The organism is Mumia flava, assembly GCF_002797495.1.
In the GTDB taxonomy this organism is placed as follows: Bacteria; Actinomycetota; Actinomycetes; order Propionibacteriales; family Nocardioidaceae; genus Mumia; species Mumia flava.
The window spans coordinates 23,704-41,417 of sequence record NZ_PGEZ01000001.1; the positions used below are offsets into that span (position 1 = coordinate 23,704).

A 17,714-nucleotide genomic window follows, 5' to 3' on the forward strand; every position below is an offset into this window, starting at 1 on the left:
GTTGAGGACACCGGTGTGCGCTGCCGCGCTGACGGCAGCCGGCGTCGTGCTCCTGTCCGGGTGCGCGACCGAGGTGATCGACAACACCCGGCTCGAGGAGCGGATCGGCACCGAGTACGAGAAGCGGGACCCGGGCAGCACGGTCGAGTCCGTCCGCTGCCCCGACGACATCCCGCGCGAGCCGGGGACGACGGCGACCTGCCGGCTCACCCTCGCGTCGGGCGTCACCGGGACGATCGAGGTCGAGGTCCGCGACGACCGGAAGGTCGCCTGGCACGTCGCCACACCCGCTCCGGGCTAGCCCGTCAGGCCGGCGCCTCGCCCGGGGCCGCCCACGCCCACCGGCCCGCCACGTCGACGAGGACGTCGCCGGTCGCGAGGTGCCGCAGGTCGTCGGTCTCGACCACCGCGCGCACCGGGCCGGCCAGATCGACGATCAGCGCCGTCGCACCCTCGTCGATCGCCGCCCGGGCAGCGTCGCGCGCCCGGACGGGGACAGGGCGCGCGTCCGGACGCCAGCGCCCGAGCGTCTCGAGCGACGAGAACGCCAGCAGAGCGCGTCGGCCGTCGGCGCCGGTCAGCATCACCGTCGCCATGTCCGCTTCCTTGTCGGTCCCGGACTCGGACTCGCCCAGAACGGCCACCACCGGGACCAGCACCCGGGCATCGGACAGCGCCCCGAGCACCCCGACGAGGTCGGGCGACTGCGCCAGCGCGTGCAGCGCGGCTGCGAGCCGCGGGTCGGCTGCGCCGTCGTCGTCGGGGAAGGCAGGCTGCGCGAGTGTGCTCACGCCTCCTCACGCTAGCGGGAGGAGGCTGTCCACCCGCCACGTGGCCGCCAGGGGGTCGTGCTGCTGGGTGGCCTGGGGCACACTGGACGGTATGACCAGCACCGTGGCGATGCTTCCTTGGGCACTCCTGCTGTCCGCGCTCGCCGGGTTCTGGGCGTGGCGGGCGTGGCAGGCCGGCCGGCGCCGCGCCGCCGTCGGGCGCCTCGGGTGGGCGCTGCTGCCGTGGGCCCTGCTCATGGTCGGCGCCCTGCGCCTGGCCGTCCGGGTCGCCGACGCGGTCGTCGACTGGGCGACCGCCCTGGTCTTCAGCCCCACGGTCTGGCTCGGCGCGGCCCTCGGGGTCGTCTCGGTCGCCCTGATCGCCTACGGCAGTCGCGGTCGAGAGCCCGGAGCCGTCGCCTCCGACCGGTCCGACCCGAGCACGGGTCGCACGAAGCCCGCTACGCGTGCGCGCGGTCGCAGCAGCGGCGACGACGACCTCGACGAGATCGAGGAGATCCTGCGCCGTCACGGCATCCAGTGACGCGCCCCGGACCAGCCGCCTCTCAGGTCTCCCCGTCGTCCGGGCCCTCGTCGCCGCCGGCCAGCAACCTCTCACGCAGGTACCAGACGGCCTCGCGGGCCTGTGTCCCGTCGGAGGACGGAAGCCCCAGCATCATGACGCGCCGGTCGTCACGGGTGGCCAGCGTCGGCCACGGAGCGCCGTCGGGATAGGCCACGTCCAGGATGTCCGCCCAGGCCAGATGGTGCGTCCGGTACCCGTTCGTCACGTGCACCCCGTCGTCGTCGACCACCACCCGGCTGCGCGCGATCCCCCAGAGAACCGCCAGGAAGACCCCGAGGAAGAGCAGCAGCGTGCCGGTCTGCAGCGGGGTGAACGCGGCCCGGACCTCCGGCGGGAGCGTGGCCGCGACGGCGACGAACAGCGCGACGAGGCAGGCACCCGCGACGATCGCCACCACCCGCGGCCCGACCGGACGGTAGACCCGACGGTCGCTCACAGCCGGCACGCGGCGATCTCGGTGACGAGCGTGCCCCGGGCTCCCAGCACCCACAGCTCGTCCATCACGCGCTGCGCGGTGTCGCGCGGCACCATCGACCGGACCGCGACCCACCCCTCGCGATGCAGCGGGGACACCGTCGGCGACTCGATCCCCGGCGTCAGCGCCACCGCCTGCTCGACCTGCTCGGCCCGGATGTCGTAGTCCATCATCACGTACGACCGGGCCACCAGGACGCCGTCGAGACGTCGCAGGAACACGTCGTACCCGTCCGGCCGGTCCCCGTCGCGCGGCGTGATCACCACCGCCTCCGAGCGCAGGATCGGCTCTCCCACGACCTCCATGCCGGCCTGGCGCAGCGTGGAGCCGGTCTCGACCACGTCCGCGATCACGTCGGCCACGCCCAGCCGTACCGACGACTCCACCGCGCCGTCGAGGCGGACCACGTGCGCGTCGAGGTCGCGCTCGGACAGCCAGGACCGGACGATGCCCGGGTACGAGGTGGCGATCCGGCGGCCGGCGACGTCACGATCGGACGGCAGGTCGCCGACCGGGGCCGCGAAGTGGAAGCTCGAGGCACCGAAGCCGAGCCCCTTCACCTCCTGCGCCGACGCACCGGAGTCGAGCAGCAGGTCACGGCCGGTGATGCCGACGTCGAGGGTGCCCTCCCCCACGTAGATCGCGATGTCACGCGGACGCAGGTAGAAGAACTCGACGTCGTTGTCCGGGTCGACGGTGACGAGGTCCCGGCTGGTCCGGCGCTGCCGGTAGCCGGCCTCGGCGAGCAGCTGCGCCGCGGCCTCGGACAGGGCGCCCTTGTTGGGGACGGCGATTCTGAGCATGGACTGCGACTCCTGGTGAGCGCGGGACGTCGTGGGGACGGGGCACGGGCGGGTCGACGCGACCACGCCCGTCAGAGATGGGCGTAGACGTCGTCGAGCGTCAGCCCGGCCGCCAGCATCATCACCTGGGCGTGGTACAGCAGCTGGCTCAGCTCCTCCGCCGCACGCTCCGCGCCCTCGTGCTCCGCGGCCATCCAGGACTCCGCGGCCTCCTCGACCAGCTTCTTGCCGATCGTGTGCACGCCGGCGTCGAGCTCGGCGACCGTGCGCGAGCCCTCGGGGCGGTTGACGGCCTTGTCGCTCAGCTCGGCGAACAGCTCGTCGAAGGTCTTCATCGCGGCCTAGCGTACCGACGCCAGGACAGCGGCCGTCGCCACGGCTGCCTCGGCCGCCTCCCGGCCCTTGTCCTCGCGGCTCGACGCGAGGCCGGCACGGTCCAGCGCCTGGGCCTCGTCGTCGCACGTGAGCAGGCCGAAACCGACCGGCACGCCGGTCCGGGTCGCGACCTGAGCGAGGCCGTCTGTGGCCGCCGCGCACACGTAGTCGAAGTGAGGCGTGCCGCCACGCACCACGACCCCGAGCGCCACGACCGCGTCGTAGCCCGCCTCGGCGTACGCGCCCGCGACCACCGGGAGCTCGAACGACCCGGGGACCCGTACCAGGGTCGGTTCCGCGCACCCCATCTCCGCCAGCGCGCGCAGGGCGCCGCCGACCAGCCCGTCCATCACCGTCTCGTGCCACGACGACGCCACGACCGCGACCCGCAGCCCGCTCGCGTCGCCCGCTACGCGCGGTGCGCCCTGTCCACTCATCGTGCTTCCTCCGTGCGTTCGACAACGGTGCTCTCGGGGACGACGCCCTCGGGTTCGGTGCGGTCGAGCGCCGCGGGCTCGGGAACCGCGCGCTCGAGCGCCGGCGGCTGCGTGAGCAGCTCCGGCAGGTGGTGACCCATGCGCTCCGCCTTCGTCTGGAGGTAGCGCAGGTTGTCCGCCGTGGGCGCGATCGCCAGCGGCGCCCGCCCGGCGACCGCGACGCCGTACCGCTGGAGCGCCGCGACCTTGTCCGGGTTGTTCGTCAGCAGGCGCACGGAGCTGACCTTCAGATCGCGCAGGATCTGGGCGGCGTCAGCGTAGTGACGGGCGTCGATCGGGAGGCCGAGCGTGAGGTTCGCGTCGACGGTGTCCTGCCCGGCGTCCTGGAGCGCGTAGGCCTGGAGCTTGCCGATCAGGCCGATCCCGCGCCCCTCGTGCCCGCGCAGGTAGACCACCACGCCGGCGCCGTGCTCGGTGATCGCGGCCATCGACGCCTGCAGCTGCGGCCCGCAGTCGCAGCGCTGCGACTGGAGCACGTCGCCGGTCAGGCACTCCGAGTGGACCCGCACGAGCACGTCAGCGCCGTCGCCGAGATCGCCGTGCACGAGCGCGACCTGCTCACCGCCGTCGACGGTGTTGCGGTAGCCGATGGCGGTGAACGTCCCGAACTCGGTCGGCAGCCTGGTCTCGACCACCCGCTGCATCTGCGTCTCGTGGCGGCGCCGGTAGGTGATCAGGTCCTCGATCGAGATCATCGCCAGACCGTGCTCGTCGGCGAACTCCCTCAGCTCGGGCGCGCGCATCAGCGACCCGTCGTCGTTGATCAGCTCGCCGATCACCCCGGCCGGGGTCAGCCCCGCCAGACGCGTCAGGTCCACCGCGGCCTCGGTGTGACCCGGCCGAGCCAGTACACCACCGTCGCGGGCCCGCAGCGGGAGCACGTGACCCGGCTGCACCAGCTCGTACGGCTCGGTCGCCGAGTCCGCGAGCACCCGCACGGTCCTCGCCCGGTCGGCGGCAGAGATGCCGGTCGTGACCCCGTCACGGGCGTCGACCGAGATCGTGTACGCGGTCTTGAGGCGGTCCCGGTTGTGCGGCGTCATCAACGCGATCCCGAGCCGGTCGAGCAGCTCACCGGTCACCGGCGCGCACACGTACCCGCTCGAGTGCCGCACCATCAGGCCCATCAGCTCGGGGGTCGCCTTGCTGGCCGCGAAGATCAGGTCGCCCTCGTTCTCGCGGCCCGGGTCGTCCACCACGACGACCGCGCGGCCCGCCGCGATGTCGCTCAGGGCTCGCTCCACGCTGTCGAGCCGGATCGCGTCCAGCTCCTCCTGGGCCGTCCTGCTCATGCCACCACCTCCGTACGCGGGTCCTCGATGCGCGGGCGCTCGTCGCGCGAGGCCCGCAGCCACACGACGAAGCCCCAGACGACGAACGCGGCGTACACCCCGTACAGCACCGCCGACGGGTAGTAGCCGAAGTACAGCAGCTCGGGTACGCCGACCAGGTCGACGGCGAGCCACACCAGCCAGAAGTCGACCCAGCCGCGTGCCATCGCGAACGTCGCCAGGATCGAGCCGACGAAGATCCACGCGTCGGCGAGGTAGTACCAGCCCGGGGCCGGCCATCCCGCGCCGACCTGCATGAACAGCCATGCGCAGAACCCGATCGCGACCGCGGCACCCGTCAGGTACGCGATCCGCTCACGGTGCGTCGCCCACCGCGGCACGACCGCGGGCGCGTCCGCCGTGGTCCGCGCGGCGCGCCAGCGCACCCACCCGTACACGGCGACCGCCACGAAGAACACCTGGCGCGCGGCCTGGCCGAAGAGCGGGGCGCCGTGGCCGCCGAGCGCCGTGCCGAGGAAGACGGTGAACAGCAGCACGTTGCCGACGATGCCGACCGGCCACGCCCACACCCGCCGACGCATCCCCCCGACCGCCGACGCGAGCCCGAAGGCGTTCCCGACGATCTCGCGCCACGCGATCGGGTGCCCGCCGATCACGAGGTGGGCGTCGTACAGCTCGGTCAGGATGCTCACGACGCCGGCTCCTGCGGTCCGAGGCGGTCACCGAGCATCCGCTCGACGTACTTCGCGAGGACGTCCACCTCGAGGTTCACGACGTCGCCGGGCTTCTTCACGCCGAGCGTCGTCAGCGCGAGCGTGGTCGGGATCAGGGAGATCGAGAAGCGGTCCTCGGAGACGTCGACCACGGTCAGGGAGATCCCGTCGACGGTGATCGAGCCCTTGGCGACGAGGTAGCGCGCCAGCTCCCGAGGGAACGCGACCTCGACGACCTCCCAGTGCTCGCTCGGCGTCCGCGAGACGATCGTCCCCGTCGCGTCCACGTGGCCCTGGACGACGTGGCCGCCCAGCCGGGCGCCGACCCTCAGGGCCCGCTCCAGGTTCACCGTGTCGCCGACGGCGGCACGACCCAGGCTGGTCCGGTCCAGCGACTCGCGCATCACGTCGACGGTGAACGACTCGTCGTCGTGCTCGGTCACCGTCAGACAGCAGCCGTTCACGGCGATCGAGTCGCCGTGACCGGCGTCGGAGACGACCAGCGGTCCACGGACCCGCATCCGGACCGCGTCGCCCTGGTCCTCGAGGGCGAGCACGGTCCCGAGCTCCTCGACGATTCCGGTGAACATCAGCTCAGTCCTCCCTGTCGTGCGGTCGTGCGGTGATCCGGACGTCCGCCCCGACGACGGTCACGTCGGTGATCGTCAGGCGGTGGGCGTCGGCGACCGTGCCGACGCCGGCTTCGGTCAGCGCGGCGTCCCCGCGGCCGAGCAGCAGCGGGGCGACGTACCCGACGACCTCGTCGACCAGCCCGTGGGCGGCGAAGGCGCCCGCCAGCCGCGGCCCGCCCTCGAGCCACACGTGCCGGATCTCACGCGCCCCGAGCTCCGCGAGAGCGGAGGGCACGTCACGGGTGCGAAGCCGCAGCGTCGGCGCGGTGTCGTCGTTGAGCCGGGCGTCGACCGGCAGGTCACGCTCGCCGAGCACGACGCGCAGCGGCTGCTGGTCGTACGGCAGCGGCGCGCCCTCGTCGTCGCGCAGCGTCAGCCGTGGGTCGTCGGCGAGCGCGGTGCCGGTCCCGACGAGGATCGCGTCGCACCGCGCCCGGAAGGCCTGGACGTCGGCGCGGGACTCGCGCGAGGTGATCCACCGGCTCGACCCGTCCGCCGCCGCGCTCCGCCCGTCGAGGCTCGCGGCGTACTTCCAGGTCACGAAGGGACGGCCGGTACGGATCGCGAAGGTCCACTCGCGGTTGAGCTCGGCGGCCTCGTCGGCGAGCAGGCCCGTCTCGACGTCGATGCCGGCGGCGCGGAGCCGGTCGGCGCCACCGGCCGCCTGAGGGTTCGGGTCGGCCTGCCCGTAGACCACGCGGCGGACCCCGGCGGCGACCAGGGCTTCGCTGCACGGTCCCGTGCGGCCCTGGTGGTTGCACGGCTCGAGCGTGACCACCGCGGTGGACCCGTCGGCGCGCGTGCCGGCGCGGGCGAGGGCGTCGGCCTCGGCATGGGCGGTGCCGGCGCCACGGTGGGCGCCCGTGGCGAGCACGGTGCCGTCCGAGGACAGCAGCACACAGCCCACGCGCGGGTTCGGGAACGTGCGGACGCACGCGTCCCGGGCAGCCTGCAGCGCCCGGCGCATCGCCTGGGTCTCGTGCTGGTCCGCCACCGCTCGCCCTCTCGTCGTCGATCGACGCGGGCTCCGGGGTGACAGGTCGTCGCTCGCCGGGCCCGGCGGACACCGGGCATCGGCGAGGGGCGCGTGTTCCTCCCATCCGGACTCTCACCGTCGGTCCTGGAGTTCCACCAGGTCAACCGTCGGCCCGAAGGCGTCAGGGTCGCGGACTGTCACCGCCGGCTCGGAATTTCACCGACCCCGGAGCACGCACTGCTCTCGCTGTCGAGTGTACGACGCCCCGCGGCGGCCCGGCACCCAGGTCCGCGCCACGGACCGACGAGCCTCAGACGTGCCGGCGCGCGGCCGCCGCCGCACGATCCCGGAGCGCGTCGACCATCGCCGACGGATCGTCGGCGCCGAACACCGCGGAACCCGCCACGAACGTGTCCGCACCCGCTTCGGCGCACCGCTCGATCGTCGACTCCGACACACCGCCGTCGACCTGGAGCCAGACGTCACCGCCGTGCTTGTCCAGCAGCGCACGGGTCCTGCGGATCTTCGGGAGCATGATGTCGAGGAACGCCTGGCCGCCGAAACCCGGCTCGACGGTCATCAGCAGCACCATGTCGAGCTCGCCGAGCAGGTCCTCGTACGGCTCGATCGGCGTCGCCGGCTTCAGCGCCATCGACGCGCGTGCGCCCTGGCCGCGCAGCTCGCGGGCCAGGCGGACCGGAGCCGCCGCGGCCTCCACGTGGAACGTCACGCTGTCCGCGCCCGCCTCGGCGTACGCGGGGGCCCACCGGTCGGGGTCCTCGATCATCAGGTGGGCATCGACGGGCGTGTCGGTCACGCCGGCGATCGCCTCGAGGACGGGCAGACCGAGCGTGAGGTTCGGGACGAAGTGGTTGTCCATCACGTCGACGTGCACCCAGTCGGCGTTGTCGATCCGGCGGACGTCGCGCTCGAGGTTCGCGAAGTCGGCGGACAGGATGCTCGGCGAGATGCGCAGGCCCATGGGAGCAGGCTAGCGAGGAGCCGCGACGCCGACCCGCGCGGGCGTCCTCACCACCCGCGACTCGCGACCACACCACCCGCGACTCGCGACCACACCACCCGCGACTCGCGACCACACCACCGGCGACTCGCCGCCCGTGAGTGGCCACCGCACGAGGTCAGCGGCGGCGCAGCTGCGCGACGAACATGGCGTCCGTGCCGTGCCGGTGCGGCCAGAGCTGGACGTACGGTCCGGTGCCGGCGAGGTCGGGAACCTGCGGGAGCGCCGCCGTGGCGTCGAGCAGCGTGACGTCCTCTCGCCCGGCGAGCACGTCCTCGACCACGCCGCGGGTCTCCGCGAGGTGCGGCGAGCAGGTGGCGTACGTGACCACTCCCCCGGGCCGGGTGAGCTCGACCGCCCGGACGAGCAGCGCCCGCTGGAGTCGCACCAGCTCGCCGACGTCCTCGGGACGACGGCGCCACCGAGCCTCCGGGCGCCGTCGGAGGGCACCGAGCCCGGTGCAGGGCGCGTCGACCAGGACCCGGTCGAACGGCGGAAGCTCGAGGGTGCGCCCGTCGTGGGTCACGACCTCGACGTCGGGCAGCCGCCGGACCGCCGCCGCGACCAGCCGGGCACGGTGCGGCGCAACCTCGTTGGCGACCAGGTGGGCGCCTCGCGGCGCGGCCAGCGCGGCCGTCAGGGCCGCCTTCCCGCCGGGACCGGCGCACAGGTCGAGCCAGCGTGCGTCCGGCCCGTCCAGCGCAGCGGACGTCGCCGCCAGCGCCACCAGCTGCGAGCCCTCGTCCTGGACGCCGGCGCGACCGTCACGCACCGCGTCGATCGCGGCCGGGTCACCGCCCTCGGTCAGCCGCACGGCGTACGGGGACCAGTGTCCGGGCTCGGCTCCCGCGACCCCCAGCTCGCCGACGTCCGCGAGGCCGGGGCGCGCGACCAGGGTGACGCGGGGCGGCTCGTTGTCGGCGGAGAGCAGCGCAGCGAGGTCGTCCAGCGCGTCGCCGTCGGTCGGACCGGCCGCGAGGGCGTCGCGCAGCGCCTCCACCACCCAGCGGGGGTGTGCGTGCTCGACGGACAGCCGGCCGATCGGGTCCTGCTCGGCCGGCGGTGCGACGCGGTCGACCCACGCGGCCTCGTCGAGCCTGTCGACCTTGCGCAGCACGGCGTTGACGAAGCCGGCCGGCCGGTGGCCCACCGCCGTGCGGACCAGATCGACGCTGGTCGAGATTGCGGCGTGACTCGGCACCCTCATCCCGAGCAGCTGGTGCGTCCCGAGCCGCAGCACGTCGCGCACCGGCGCGTCGATCCCCTTCGGCGCGAGGTGGTCGAGGATCAGGTCGTACGTCCCGGAGCGTCGGACCGTGCCGTGGGTCAGCTCGGTCGCGAACGCCGCGTCGCGTCCGGCGATCCCGCGATCGCGGAGCAGCGGCGGCAGCACCAGGTTCACGTACGCGTCGTCCTCGTCGACCGCGCGCAGGACGTCGTACGCCGCCCGGCGTGCCGGATCGACTCGTCCGCGCGGCGCGCCGCGTCGCTGCTCAGCCAAGGCGTGCACCGTCGGGTACGCGCACGCCACGGGCCCAGTCGGGCGCCGGCATCGGCTTCTTGCCGTGCGGCTGGACGTCCCCGAGCAGCACGTCGTTCGTCGCCGTGCCCACCCGGACCTCGCGTCTGCCCGCCTCGACGGAGCCGGGCGCGAGCCGGGCGTCGTCCAGCACGGTGACCGGGCCGAGCTTCAGCCGCTGCCCGTCGTACAGCGTCCACGCACCGGGAGCCGGCGTGCACCCGCGGATCCGCCGGTCGACGCCGAACGCAGGCGCCTCGAAGTCGACGCGTGCGTCCTCGGTGGTGATCTTCGGGGCGTACGAGAGGCCCTCCTCGGGCTGGGGACGGGCCTCGATGTCCCCGGCCTCGAGATGATCGACGACGTCGACGAGCAGTCCCGCTCCGGCACCGGCCAGACGATCGAGCAGCGAGCCGGCGGTGTCCTCCGGCCGGATGCGCTCGGTCAGCAGGCCGAACAGCGGGCCGGCGTCCAGCTCCTCGACGATCCGGAACGCCGTCGCACCCGTCACCTCGTCCCCGGCGATCAGGGCGTGCTGCACCGGCGCGGCGCCCCGCCACGCGGGCAGGACCGAGAAGTGCAGGTTGACCCAGCCGTGGGTCGGGATCGTGAGCAGGTCGCCCGGCAGCAGCGCACCGTAGGCGACCACCGGCACGCAGTCGGGCGCGATCGCGCGCAGTCGCGCGACGAAGTCGGGGTCCGACGGCCGCGTCGGACGCAGCACCTCGATGCCGTGCTCCAGCGCCCGTTCCGCGACCGGCGACGCCGTCAGCGTCCGGCCCCGTCCCGCACGGGCGTCCGGTCGGGTGATCACGGCCGCGACCTCGTGGCCGCTGGCGACGAGAGCGTCCAGGGAGGGCAGAGCGACCTCGGGGGTCCCGGCGAAGGCGAGTCTCACGCGCCCAGCCTAGGTGGACCGCACGATCCGGCCCGTCCGGGGCGTGGGCGGGTGCTCAGCCCAGGGCGTACGGGTCCACCTGCACGCGCACCGGGCGGCGCTTGCGCAGGCTGCGGTCGGCCTGCACGTGCCGCAGGGCGGCGGTGAGCACACGACCCCCGCTGCGCGGCACCGCCACGACCAGGCGCGCCCGGGGGCCGTCGTCGTCGGCGTCCAGCTCGATCGGCCCGAGCACCTGCGCGTGCTCGGGCCACCCGTGCCCGACGAGGTCGGTCACGGCGTCCTCCGGGCCCTCGAGCGTCGCCAGGCGGGCAGCGGGAGGCAGCCGGGCCGCTCGCCGCTCGCCCAGCTCGCGTGCAGCGAACCCGACCGGGTCGGTGCGCACCAGCGCCTGGACGACCGGCACACCGGGATCGCCGACCACCACGAGCCGTCCCCCGTCGGCCGAGCCACGGACCAGCGCCGCGGCGTTCAGCCAGCGCCGCAGCGCCTCCTCGTCGGTCCGAAGGTCCGGGCGGCTGAGGGTCGCCCAGGTGTCGAGCAGGACGGCCGCGGCGTACCCGCCCGAGGCTCGCGGCTCCGCGCCCGGCGTCGCCACGACGATCGCGGGCTCGGCGTCGACGTCACGCACCGCCGAGCCGCCCACCGACGAGCGGACGCGGACCTGCGGGAATGCGCGCCCGAGCTCCTCGACCGTGCGCCGGTCCCCCAGCAGAGGGGCCCGCAGGCGTGTGCCGCCGCAGTGCGGGCAGGACCACGGCTCCGCCTCACCGCCGCACCACCCGCACCGCGGCGGCGCACCCGGGTCGTCCTGGCGCAACGGACCGGTGCAGCGCACGCAGCGCGCCGGACGCCGGCACTCCTGGCAGGCCAGGCTCGCGCGGTAGCCCGTCCGCGGCACCTGCACGAGCACCGGACCGGCCTCCAGGCCGGCGCGCACGGCGCGGAACGCCGCCGCCGGCAACCGCGCCGTCGACAGTGCCCGACCGGGCTCATCGGTCTCGATCCGGGGCCACGCGGCACGCCGCTGCGCCGACGGTGCCTCGATCGACGAGCACCATCCCGACTCGACCAGCTGCTGCGCCTCGGGCGTGCGTGCCCAGCCCGCGACCAGGACGCCGCACCCGCTGTCCCACGCGCGGGTCAGGAGCACCTCCCGCGTGTGGGGATAGGGGGCTCGGGGCTCGGCGAACAGATCGTCGCCGTCGTCCCAGATCGCGACCAGGCCCAGGTCCGCCACCGGCGCGAACGCGGCCGCACGTGTCCCGATCACCACACGGGCCCGTCCCCGAAGAACGCGCAGGAACGCGGCGTACCGTGCCGCCGGGCCGAGATCGGCCGTGAGCGTCACGTGGTGGTCGCTGCCCCAGGCGGCCGTCATCGCAGCGTCCAGGCGCTCCACGTCCGCGACGTCGGGCAGGCACACGATCGCGCCGCGCCCGCCCGACAGGACCGCGGCGACCGCCTCCACCAGACCCGCCTCCGGTGCGGCCCCCGGGCGCGGGCTCCACACCGCACGTGGAGACCCACCGGTCGCGAGCGCGTCCAGGACGTCCGTGCCGCCGTCGTAGGCCGCCCACACCGTGGACCGCTCGGCCGGGACCGGCAGCGGCTCCTCGCCCTCGAGCGGCCGCTTCTCGGTCCGGGCGTGCCGCGGAGGGACCGCGAGCCGGACCACGTCGGCGAACGTCCCGGCGTAGCGGTCCGCGACCGCTCGGCAGGCGCGGGCGACGTCCGGCCGCAGCACGGGCTCGGACGACACCACCCGCGAGATCCGCCCGAGTCGACCGGTGTGCTCGGTCGTGTCGCTGCGCTCGAGGACGAAGCCGGACACGCTCGCGCCGCCGAACCGGACCATCACCCGACAGCCCGCCACGACCTGGTCGTCCATCGCCTCGGGCACGAGGTAGTCGAACGGACGGTCCAGATGAGCCAGGCTCACCTCGATCGCCACCCGCGCGACCGGCAGGCGCTGCGCCGCGCCCGCGAACCGGTCGGCCGACGCGGACGCCGGTCCTCCGTCCGCCGCGCCACCGGCCGGGGGGCCCTGCCCACCGGCGTCGCCGACGTCGGCGGACGGCACGAGGGCCAGCTGCGTCGGCTCGGCGTCGGGATCGGTCACGGTCCCGTTCTACCAACCGGGGCCGACACCGCCGGCGGGTGCGCTCAGAGGCCGGCCGCCGCGCGCAGCGCGTCCGCCCGCGACGTCGACTCCCAGGTGAACTCGGGCAGCTCGCGGCCGAAGTGGCCGTACGCCGCCGTCTTGGCGTAGATCGGACGCTTGAGGTCCAGGTCGCGCACGATCGCGGCGGGCCGCAGGTCGAACACCTCGTCGACGGCCGATCGGATCCGGTCGACGGGCACGGTCTCGGTGCCGAACGTGTCGAGGTAGAACCCCACCGGGTGAGCCTTGCCGATCGCGTACGCGACCTGGCACTCGACACGCTTCGCCAGACCGGCAGCGACGATGTTCTTGGCGACCCAGCGCATCGCGTAGGCAGCGGAGCGGTCGACCTTGCTCGGGTCCTTGCCGGAGAACGCACCGCCCCCGTGGCGCGCCATCCCGCCGTAGGTGTCGATGATGATCTTGCGGCCCGTGAGCCCGGCGTCGCCCATCGGCCCGCCGATCTCGAACTTGCCCGTCGGGTTGACGAGCAGCCGGTAGTCGGAGTGGTCGATCTCGAATCCGTCGAGGACCGCGTCGACGACGTGCTTCTTCACGTCCGGCGTCAGCATGGCCTCGAGGTCGATGTCGGCAGCGTGCTGCGTCGAGACCACGACCGTGTCGACCCGCAGCGCGTGGTCGTCGTCGTCGTACTCGATCGTGACCTGGGTCTTGCCGTCGGGCCGGAGGTACGGGACCGTGCCGTCCTTGCGGACGGCGGTCAGCCGCTCGGCGAGCCGGTGCGCGATCGTGATCGGCAGCGGCATCATCTCGGGGGTCTCGTCGGTCGCGTAGCCGAACATCAGGCCCTGGTCCCCCGCACCCTGGAGGTCCAGCGGGTCGACGGAGCCCTCGGTGCGCTCCTCGTAGGCCTGGTCGACGCCCTGCGCGATGTCGGGCGACTGCTGGCCGAGCGTCACCTGGACCCCGCAGGACGCACCGTCGAACCCCTTGACCGACGAGTCGTAGCCGATCTCGAGGACACGGTCCCGGGCGATCCGTGCGATGTCGGCGTACGCCGTGGTCGTCACCTCACCGCCGACGAGGACCAGACCCGTGGTCACGAACGTCTCGCACGCGACGCGGGACGAGGGGTCCTGGGTCAGCAGGGCGTCCAGGACGGAGTCGCTGATCTGGTCGGCGATCTTGTCCGGGTGACCCTCGGTCACGGACTCGGAGGTGAACAGACGGCTCACAGCACATCCCTTCGCAGGAACGGTGGACGGGCACCTCAGCGTATACCCGGCCCGATCGGACGTCAGCGATTGTCCAGCCTGCGGGCCAGCACGTCGAGCAGGGCCCGGGCGATCTCGCTCTTGGGGCCGAGCGGGACCTCGAGCGCGCTGCCGTCGGCGCCGAGGACCACGACCTCGTTGTCCGGGCGGTCGAACGCCTTCCCGGCCGAGACGTCGTTGACGACCAGGTAGTCGCATCCCTTCCGGGCGAGCTTGGCGCGGGCGTGCTCGAGCACCGTGGCCTGCTCGTCGCCGGTCTCCGCGGCGAAACCGACCAGCAGCGGGGCCGCCGAGCCCGGCCCTCGCCGAGCGACGAGGTCGGCGAGGACGTCAGGGTTCTGGACCAGCCGGACCTCGGGGACCGAGCCGGACTCGTCCTTCTTGATCTTCGCGCCGGCCGTCGACTCCGGGCGGAAGTCCGCGGGTGCCGCCGCCATCACGACCACGTCGCTGGCGTCCGTGCGGGCCAGCATCGCCTCGTGCAGCTGGGCGGTCGTCTCGACCTGGACGACGTCGATGCCGGCCGGGACCTCGACCGTGACGTTCGCGGCGACGAGCGTCACCTTCGCACCACGCGCGGCCGCGGCCTCGGCGATCGCGACCCCCTGCCGCCCCGACGAGCGGTTGCCGAGGTAGCGGACGGGATCGAGGTACTCGCGGGTGCCGCCGGCGCTCACCACGACGTGCCGACCAGCGAGGTCGGCGACCCGCGCGGCGGGCGCGTCGAGCAGCGCGAGGGCCGCGGCGTGGACGTCGGCGGGGTCGGGCATGCGCCCCTTGCCGGAGTCGGCCCCGGTGAGACGACCGACCGCGGGCTCCATCACCGTGACGCCGCGCGAGCGGAGCGTGGCGACGTTGGCCCGGGTCGCGGCGTGCTCCCACATCTCGGTGTGCATCGCCGGCACCAGCAGGACGGGACACCGGGCGGTGAGCAGGGTGTTGGTCAGGAGGTCGTCGGCGAGGCCGTGCGCGGCCTTCGCGATCAGGTCGGCCGTGGCCGGCGCGACCACGACCAGGTCGGCGCTCTGCCCGATCCGCACGTGCGGGACCTCGGGAACGGCCTCGAAGACCTCCGCGGTCACCGGCTGCCCGGACAGCGCCTCCCACGTGGGAGCGCCCACGAACCGCAGCGCCGCGGCCGTCGGAACGACCCGCACCCGGTCACCGGACTCGGTGAACCGGCGGAGAAGCTCCGCGGACTTGTAGGCGGCGATCCCGCCCCCGACGCCGAGAACGACCGAACGCATGGCCGTCAGGCCTGCTCGTCCGCCTGCTCCTGGGGCGCGGACTCGGTCTGCAGCAGGTCGGCGTCGATCTCGCGCAGCGCGATCGACAGCGGCTTCTCCTGGACGTGGGTGTCCAGCAGAGGACCGACGTACTCGAGCAGGCCCTCGCCGAGCTGCGAGTAGTAGGCGTTGATCTGACGAGCGCGCTTGGCGCTCACGAGCACGAGCTCGTACTTCGACGACACCTTGCCGAGCAGGTCGTCGATGGGCGGGTAGGTGATGCCCTCGGGGGCTGCCTGGGTGCCGGACACGAAGATGGCCTCACAGAGAAGTGGTGGGATCCCGATCGACGTCGGGCGGATTCTCGATCAATGCTACCAAGTCGGCGCACGCCTGCTCCACGTCGGCGTTGACGATCGACACGTCGAACTCGTCGACCGCGGCCAGCTCCACGCGCGCGGTCTCGAGACGCCGCTCGCGCTCGGCCTCCGACTCCGTGCCCCGACCGACGAGCCGGTCGACCAGGTCGGAGAAGGACGGCGGCGCCAGGAACACGAACAGCGCCTCCGGCATCGCCGCCCGGACCTGGCGCGCCCCCTGGAGGTCGATCTCGAGCAGGGCCGGCACGCCCGCCGCGAGCCGTGCGACGACCGGCGCGCGCGGCGTGCCGTACCGGTGGGTGCCGTGCACCACCGCCCACTCGAGCATGTCGCCGCGTTCGACCAGCTCGTCGAACTGCTCGGGCGTCACGAAGTGGTAGTGCACGCCGTCGACCTCGCCCGGTCGCGGCGGCCGGGTCGTCGCCGACACCGAGATCCACACCTCGGGGTGGGTCTCACGCACCCGCGCGGCCACCGTGCCCTTGCCGACCGCGGTCGGACCGGCGAGGACGACGAGCCGACGGGGCCGGTCACTCACGCTCGGCGAACTCCTGCTCGAGCGCAGCGATCTGCTTGACCCCGAGCCCGCGCACGCGACGCGAGTCGGCGATCCCGATCCGCTCCATCATCTGCTTGGCGCGCACCTTGCCGAGGCCCGGCATCGACTGGAGGAGGTCGTAGACCTTCATCTTGCCGACGACCTCGTTGGACTGCCCCTCCTTCAGCACCTCGGACAGCGAGGTGCCCGAGGTCTTGAGCCGGTTCTTGACCGCGGCGCGCTCGCGCCGGGCGGCGGCTGCCTTCTCGAGCGCAGCCTGGCGTTGCTCAGGGGTGAGCGGAGGAAGGGCCAACGGGGTCACCTCGTCAGATCGGGGCGGATGCTGAGAACTTAGCGAGGCCGCCGTGCGGGCGGCAACACGACCGTCACCGCCGACGGGCAGGACCGCGACTCGGCGCGGTCCCGGACCTCCTCCGCCGGTGCTGGCGCGGCGCCGACGGAGGCGGGCGACGCGGACAGCCTAGAGGGCGCTCAGCTCTCGCCGAGGGCGACCCCGCACTCGGACTCGACGTCGTCCACGATCGTCTGCATCGCCTCGGACATGCCGAGGTGGGCCGAGATCGCGTTCTCCAGCGCCTTGCGCTGCTTGCGCTTGAGCTGGTCGATCTTCTTCGGCTTGGTCAGGTCGCCGAGCTCGATGCCGGCGGTGGTCAGCCCGTCGTGGACCTGCTGGAGCCCGTCGGCGACGGTCGTCCACGCCTCACCCGCCTCGTCGCCGGCCTCGGCGCCGACCTCGCGGACCACCTCGATCGTGCCCGCGAAGTCGTCGGTGCTCATCGACGGGTCCGAGCCGATCCGCGACAACGCCTCGGCGGAGTCGGCGACCGAGGCGCAGTAGGCCGAGGGTGCCGAGGCCTGCGCGCTCTCGTCACCGCCACCGTCGGAGTCCGATCCGCTGCACGCCGCGGTGGCGACGAGCAGGCCGGTGGTCAGCAGCGAGGCGGCGAGACGGGTCCAGGGCATGACGGGGCTCCTCGGGGGATGCGCGTGTGCCACTCTCAGTTGCACACGGCGTACGGCTGTGGCGAGGAACACAGTAGTGCTCCGGACGCCCGCCGCCAACCCCCGAGCGGCACCCGCCCCACCGGGCGGGTGCGCTGCTCTGGCCCGGACGCTGCCGCCGGGTCAGCCCAGCTCGTTGAGGTCCAGGTCGCAGTCGTCCTTGACGTTCTGCTCGATGGAGTCGGTCGCCTCCTGGATCGCGTCGGCGTCCACCCCCTCGACATCACCGTCGGCGACCGCCGCGAAGCCCTCCTGCAGCGTCGTCCACGCATCGACGATGCCGTCCGGGGCCTCGTCGACCACCTTCTGGACCTCCTCGGCGTACGTGGACGCCTGCTCGGCGTCCAGGTCCTGCGCCGCGTCGGCGAACGCCTCGACCTGGTCGCAGTAGGCCGCGGACTCGTCACCACCGCCGCCGCACGCGGTCAGCGCCACACCGGCGAGCAGGACGGCGGGCAGGGCACGAAGCGGACGGATCATGAAGAGGCTCCTGGCGTTCGGGTCGGCCCCCGGGCCGACCGAGTCGTCGATGCGCGCCGGTTCGGCGCACCACGACCCTAGGGCACGCCGGGCTCAGGACGACGACGGGTC

General features: G+C 73.8%; 22 protein-coding genes and 1 riboswitch. Of the genes, 2 read left to right on the plus strand and 20 right to left on the minus strand.

Features of this window, described 5'->3' with window-relative positions; all coding sequences use genetic code 11:
- Position 1: 1 nt before the first annotated feature.
- Complete coding sequence (locus CLV56_RS00120; RefSeq protein WP_157805013.1) at positions 2-301, plus strand: DUF4333 domain-containing protein; 300 nt, start codon at positions 2-4, stop codon at positions 299-301.
- 4 nt (positions 302-305) lie between these two features.
- On the opposite strand, the gene CLV56_RS00125 is transcribed toward CLV56_RS00120, so the two are convergent.
- The gene (locus tag CLV56_RS00125; RefSeq protein WP_039359117.1) at positions 306-791 is read right to left on the minus strand and encodes an SseB family protein; all 486 of its coding nucleotides are present in this window, start codon (positions 789-791) and stop codon (positions 306-308) included.
- 91 nt (positions 792-882) lie between these two features.
- Between CLV56_RS00125 and CLV56_RS00130 the strand changes: the two genes are divergently transcribed.
- Complete coding sequence (locus CLV56_RS00130; RefSeq protein WP_100414206.1) at positions 883-1,314, plus strand: hypothetical protein; 432 nt, start codon at positions 883-885, stop codon at positions 1,312-1,314.
- 22 nt (positions 1,315-1,336) lie between these two features.
- Here the strand turns inward: CLV56_RS00130 and CLV56_RS00135 are convergent, their stop codons facing one another.
- The 19 genes from CLV56_RS00135 to CLV56_RS00225 form a co-directional block, all read right to left on the minus strand.
- Positions 1,337-1,801 carry a PH domain-containing protein gene (locus CLV56_RS00135; protein WP_157805014.1) on the minus strand — a complete coding sequence of 155 codons (465 nt, stop codon included), beginning with the start codon at positions 1,799-1,801 and terminating at the stop codon, positions 1,337-1,339.
- Positions 1,789-2,634, minus strand: a complete 846-nt coding sequence (gene hisG / locus CLV56_RS00140; protein ID WP_039359119.1) for an ATP phosphoribosyltransferase — start codon at positions 2,632-2,634, stop codon at positions 1,789-1,791. The genes CLV56_RS00135 and hisG overlap by 13 nt, the downstream gene beginning before the upstream one ends.
- A 71-nt stretch (positions 2,635-2,705) precedes the next feature.
- Entirely contained in the window at positions 2,706-2,969 is a 264-nt protein-coding gene (locus tag CLV56_RS00145) for a phosphoribosyl-ATP diphosphatase (RefSeq protein ID WP_039359121.1), read from the minus strand.
- A 6-nt stretch (positions 2,970-2,975) separates the two neighbouring features.
- The gene (gene ribH, locus CLV56_RS00150) at positions 2,976-3,446 is read right to left on the minus strand and encodes a 6,7-dimethyl-8-ribityllumazine synthase (RefSeq protein ID WP_039359124.1); all 471 of its coding nucleotides are present in this window, start codon (positions 3,444-3,446) and stop codon (positions 2,976-2,978) included.
- Positions 3,443-4,798, minus strand: coding sequence for a bifunctional 3,4-dihydroxy-2-butanone-4-phosphate synthase/GTP cyclohydrolase II (locus CLV56_RS00155; RefSeq protein ID WP_100414208.1), 1,356 nt, complete (start codon positions 4,796-4,798; stop codon positions 3,443-3,445). Before CLV56_RS00155 ends, ribH begins: the two co-directional genes overlap by 4 nt.
- A complete protein-coding gene (locus CLV56_RS00160) occupies positions 4,795-5,490 on the minus strand; it encodes a nicotinamide mononucleotide transporter family protein (RefSeq protein ID WP_039359127.1) in 696 nt (231 codons plus the stop codon). Before CLV56_RS00160 ends, CLV56_RS00155 begins: the two co-directional genes overlap by 4 nt.
- Positions 5,487-6,101 (minus strand): riboflavin synthase, encoded by a 615-nt coding sequence (locus CLV56_RS00165; protein ID WP_039359130.1) that lies wholly within the window; start codon positions 6,099-6,101, stop codon positions 5,487-5,489. The genes CLV56_RS00160 and CLV56_RS00165 overlap by 4 nt, the downstream gene beginning before the upstream one ends.
- A 4-nt stretch (positions 6,102-6,105) precedes the next feature.
- A complete protein-coding gene (gene ribD, locus CLV56_RS00170; protein WP_039359182.1) occupies positions 6,106-7,110 on the minus strand; it encodes a bifunctional diaminohydroxyphosphoribosylaminopyrimidine deaminase/5-amino-6-(5-phosphoribosylamino)uracil reductase RibD in 1,005 nt (334 codons plus the stop codon).
- Positions 7,111-7,227: 117 nt separating this feature from the next.
- Positions 7,228-7,356, minus strand: a riboswitch (FMN riboswitch).
- Between the two features lie 73 nt (positions 7,357-7,429).
- Positions 7,430-8,101 carry a ribulose-phosphate 3-epimerase gene (gene rpe / locus CLV56_RS00175; protein ID WP_039359132.1) on the minus strand — a complete coding sequence of 224 codons (672 nt, stop codon included), beginning with the start codon at positions 8,099-8,101 and terminating at the stop codon, positions 7,430-7,432.
- 157 nt (positions 8,102-8,258) lie between these two features.
- Complete coding sequence (locus CLV56_RS00180; RefSeq protein WP_039359184.1) at positions 8,259-9,641, minus strand: RsmB/NOP family class I SAM-dependent RNA methyltransferase; 1,383 nt, start codon at positions 9,639-9,641, stop codon at positions 8,259-8,261.
- Positions 9,634-10,557, minus strand: coding sequence for a methionyl-tRNA formyltransferase (fmt, locus tag CLV56_RS00185; RefSeq protein ID WP_039359135.1), 924 nt, complete (start codon positions 10,555-10,557; stop codon positions 9,634-9,636). Before fmt ends, CLV56_RS00180 begins: the two co-directional genes overlap by 8 nt.
- A gap of 55 nt (positions 10,558-10,612) precedes the next feature.
- Positions 10,613-12,679: a primosomal protein N' gene (locus CLV56_RS00190; protein WP_039359138.1), complete on the minus strand. Its 2,067-nt coding sequence runs from the start codon at positions 12,677-12,679 to the stop codon at positions 10,613-10,615.
- Between the two features lie 44 nt (positions 12,680-12,723).
- Positions 12,724-13,917, minus strand: coding sequence for a methionine adenosyltransferase (metK, locus tag CLV56_RS00195; RefSeq protein ID WP_039359141.1), 1,194 nt, complete (start codon positions 13,915-13,917; stop codon positions 12,724-12,726).
- Positions 13,918-13,979: 62 nt separating this feature from the next.
- On the minus strand, positions 13,980-15,203 hold the full coding sequence (gene coaBC / locus CLV56_RS00200) for a bifunctional phosphopantothenoylcysteine decarboxylase/phosphopantothenate--cysteine ligase CoaBC (RefSeq protein WP_039359143.1): 1,224 nt from the start codon (positions 15,201-15,203) through the stop codon (positions 13,980-13,982).
- 5 nt (positions 15,204-15,208) lie between these two features.
- Positions 15,209-15,493, minus strand: coding sequence for a DNA-directed RNA polymerase subunit omega (gene rpoZ / locus CLV56_RS00205; protein ID WP_039359144.1), 285 nt, complete (start codon positions 15,491-15,493; stop codon positions 15,209-15,211).
- Between the two features lie 10 nt (positions 15,494-15,503).
- On the minus strand, positions 15,504-16,100 hold the full coding sequence (gmk, locus tag CLV56_RS00210; protein ID WP_039359145.1) for a guanylate kinase: 597 nt from the start codon (positions 16,098-16,100) through the stop codon (positions 15,504-15,506).
- Positions 16,093-16,413, minus strand: a complete 321-nt coding sequence (gene mihF / locus CLV56_RS00215) for an integration host factor, actinobacterial type (RefSeq protein WP_039359146.1) — start codon at positions 16,411-16,413, stop codon at positions 16,093-16,095. The genes gmk and mihF overlap by 8 nt, the downstream gene beginning before the upstream one ends.
- 179 nt (positions 16,414-16,592) lie before the next feature.
- A complete protein-coding gene (locus tag CLV56_RS00220) occupies positions 16,593-17,084 on the minus strand; it encodes a hypothetical protein (protein ID WP_039359147.1) in 492 nt (163 codons plus the stop codon).
- A gap of 162 nt (positions 17,085-17,246) precedes the next feature.
- Positions 17,247-17,603 carry a hypothetical protein gene (locus tag CLV56_RS00225; protein ID WP_039359148.1) on the minus strand — a complete coding sequence of 119 codons (357 nt, stop codon included), beginning with the start codon at positions 17,601-17,603 and terminating at the stop codon, positions 17,247-17,249.
- Positions 17,604-17,714 lie beyond the last annotated feature (111 nt).

Bases quoted from the DNA above. Each gene is read 5' to 3' on its own strand.
- CLV56_RS00130 (WP_100414206.1), top strand. From the start codon at position 883: ATGACCAGCACCGTGGCGATGCTTCCTTGGGCACTCCTGCTGTCCGCG.
- hisG (WP_039359119.1), bottom strand. From the start codon at position 2,634: ATGCTCAGAATCGCCGTCCCCAACAAGGGCGCCCTGTCCGAGGCCGCG.
- rpe (WP_039359132.1), bottom strand. From the start codon at position 8,101: ATGGGCCTGCGCATCTCGCCGAGCATCCTGTCCGCCGACTTCGCGAAC.
- coaBC (WP_039359143.1), bottom strand. From the start codon at position 15,203: ATGCGTTCGGTCGTTCTCGGCGTCGGGGGCGGGATCGCCGCCTACAAG.
- ribD (WP_039359182.1), bottom strand. From the start codon at position 7,110: ATGCGCCGGGCGCTGCAGGCTGCCCGGGACGCGTGCGTCCGCACGTTC.
- CLV56_RS00165 (WP_039359130.1), bottom strand. From the start codon at position 6,101: ATGTTCACCGGAATCGTCGAGGAGCTCGGGACCGTGCTCGCCCTCGAG.
- ribH (WP_039359124.1), bottom strand. From the start codon at position 3,446: ATGAGTGGACAGGGCGCACCGCGCGTAGCGGGCGACGCGAGCGGGCTG.
- CLV56_RS00155 (WP_100414208.1), bottom strand. From the start codon at position 4,798: ATGAGCAGGACGGCCCAGGAGGAGCTGGACGCGATCCGGCTCGACAGC.
- CLV56_RS00145 (WP_039359121.1), bottom strand. From the start codon at position 2,969: ATGAAGACCTTCGACGAGCTGTTCGCCGAGCTGAGCGACAAGGCCGTC.
- CLV56_RS00220 (WP_039359147.1), bottom strand. From the start codon at position 17,084: ATGCCCTGGACCCGTCTCGCCGCCTCGCTGCTGACCACCGGCCTGCTC.
- CLV56_RS00225 (WP_039359148.1), bottom strand. From the start codon at position 17,603: ATGATCCGTCCGCTTCGTGCCCTGCCCGCCGTCCTGCTCGCCGGTGTG.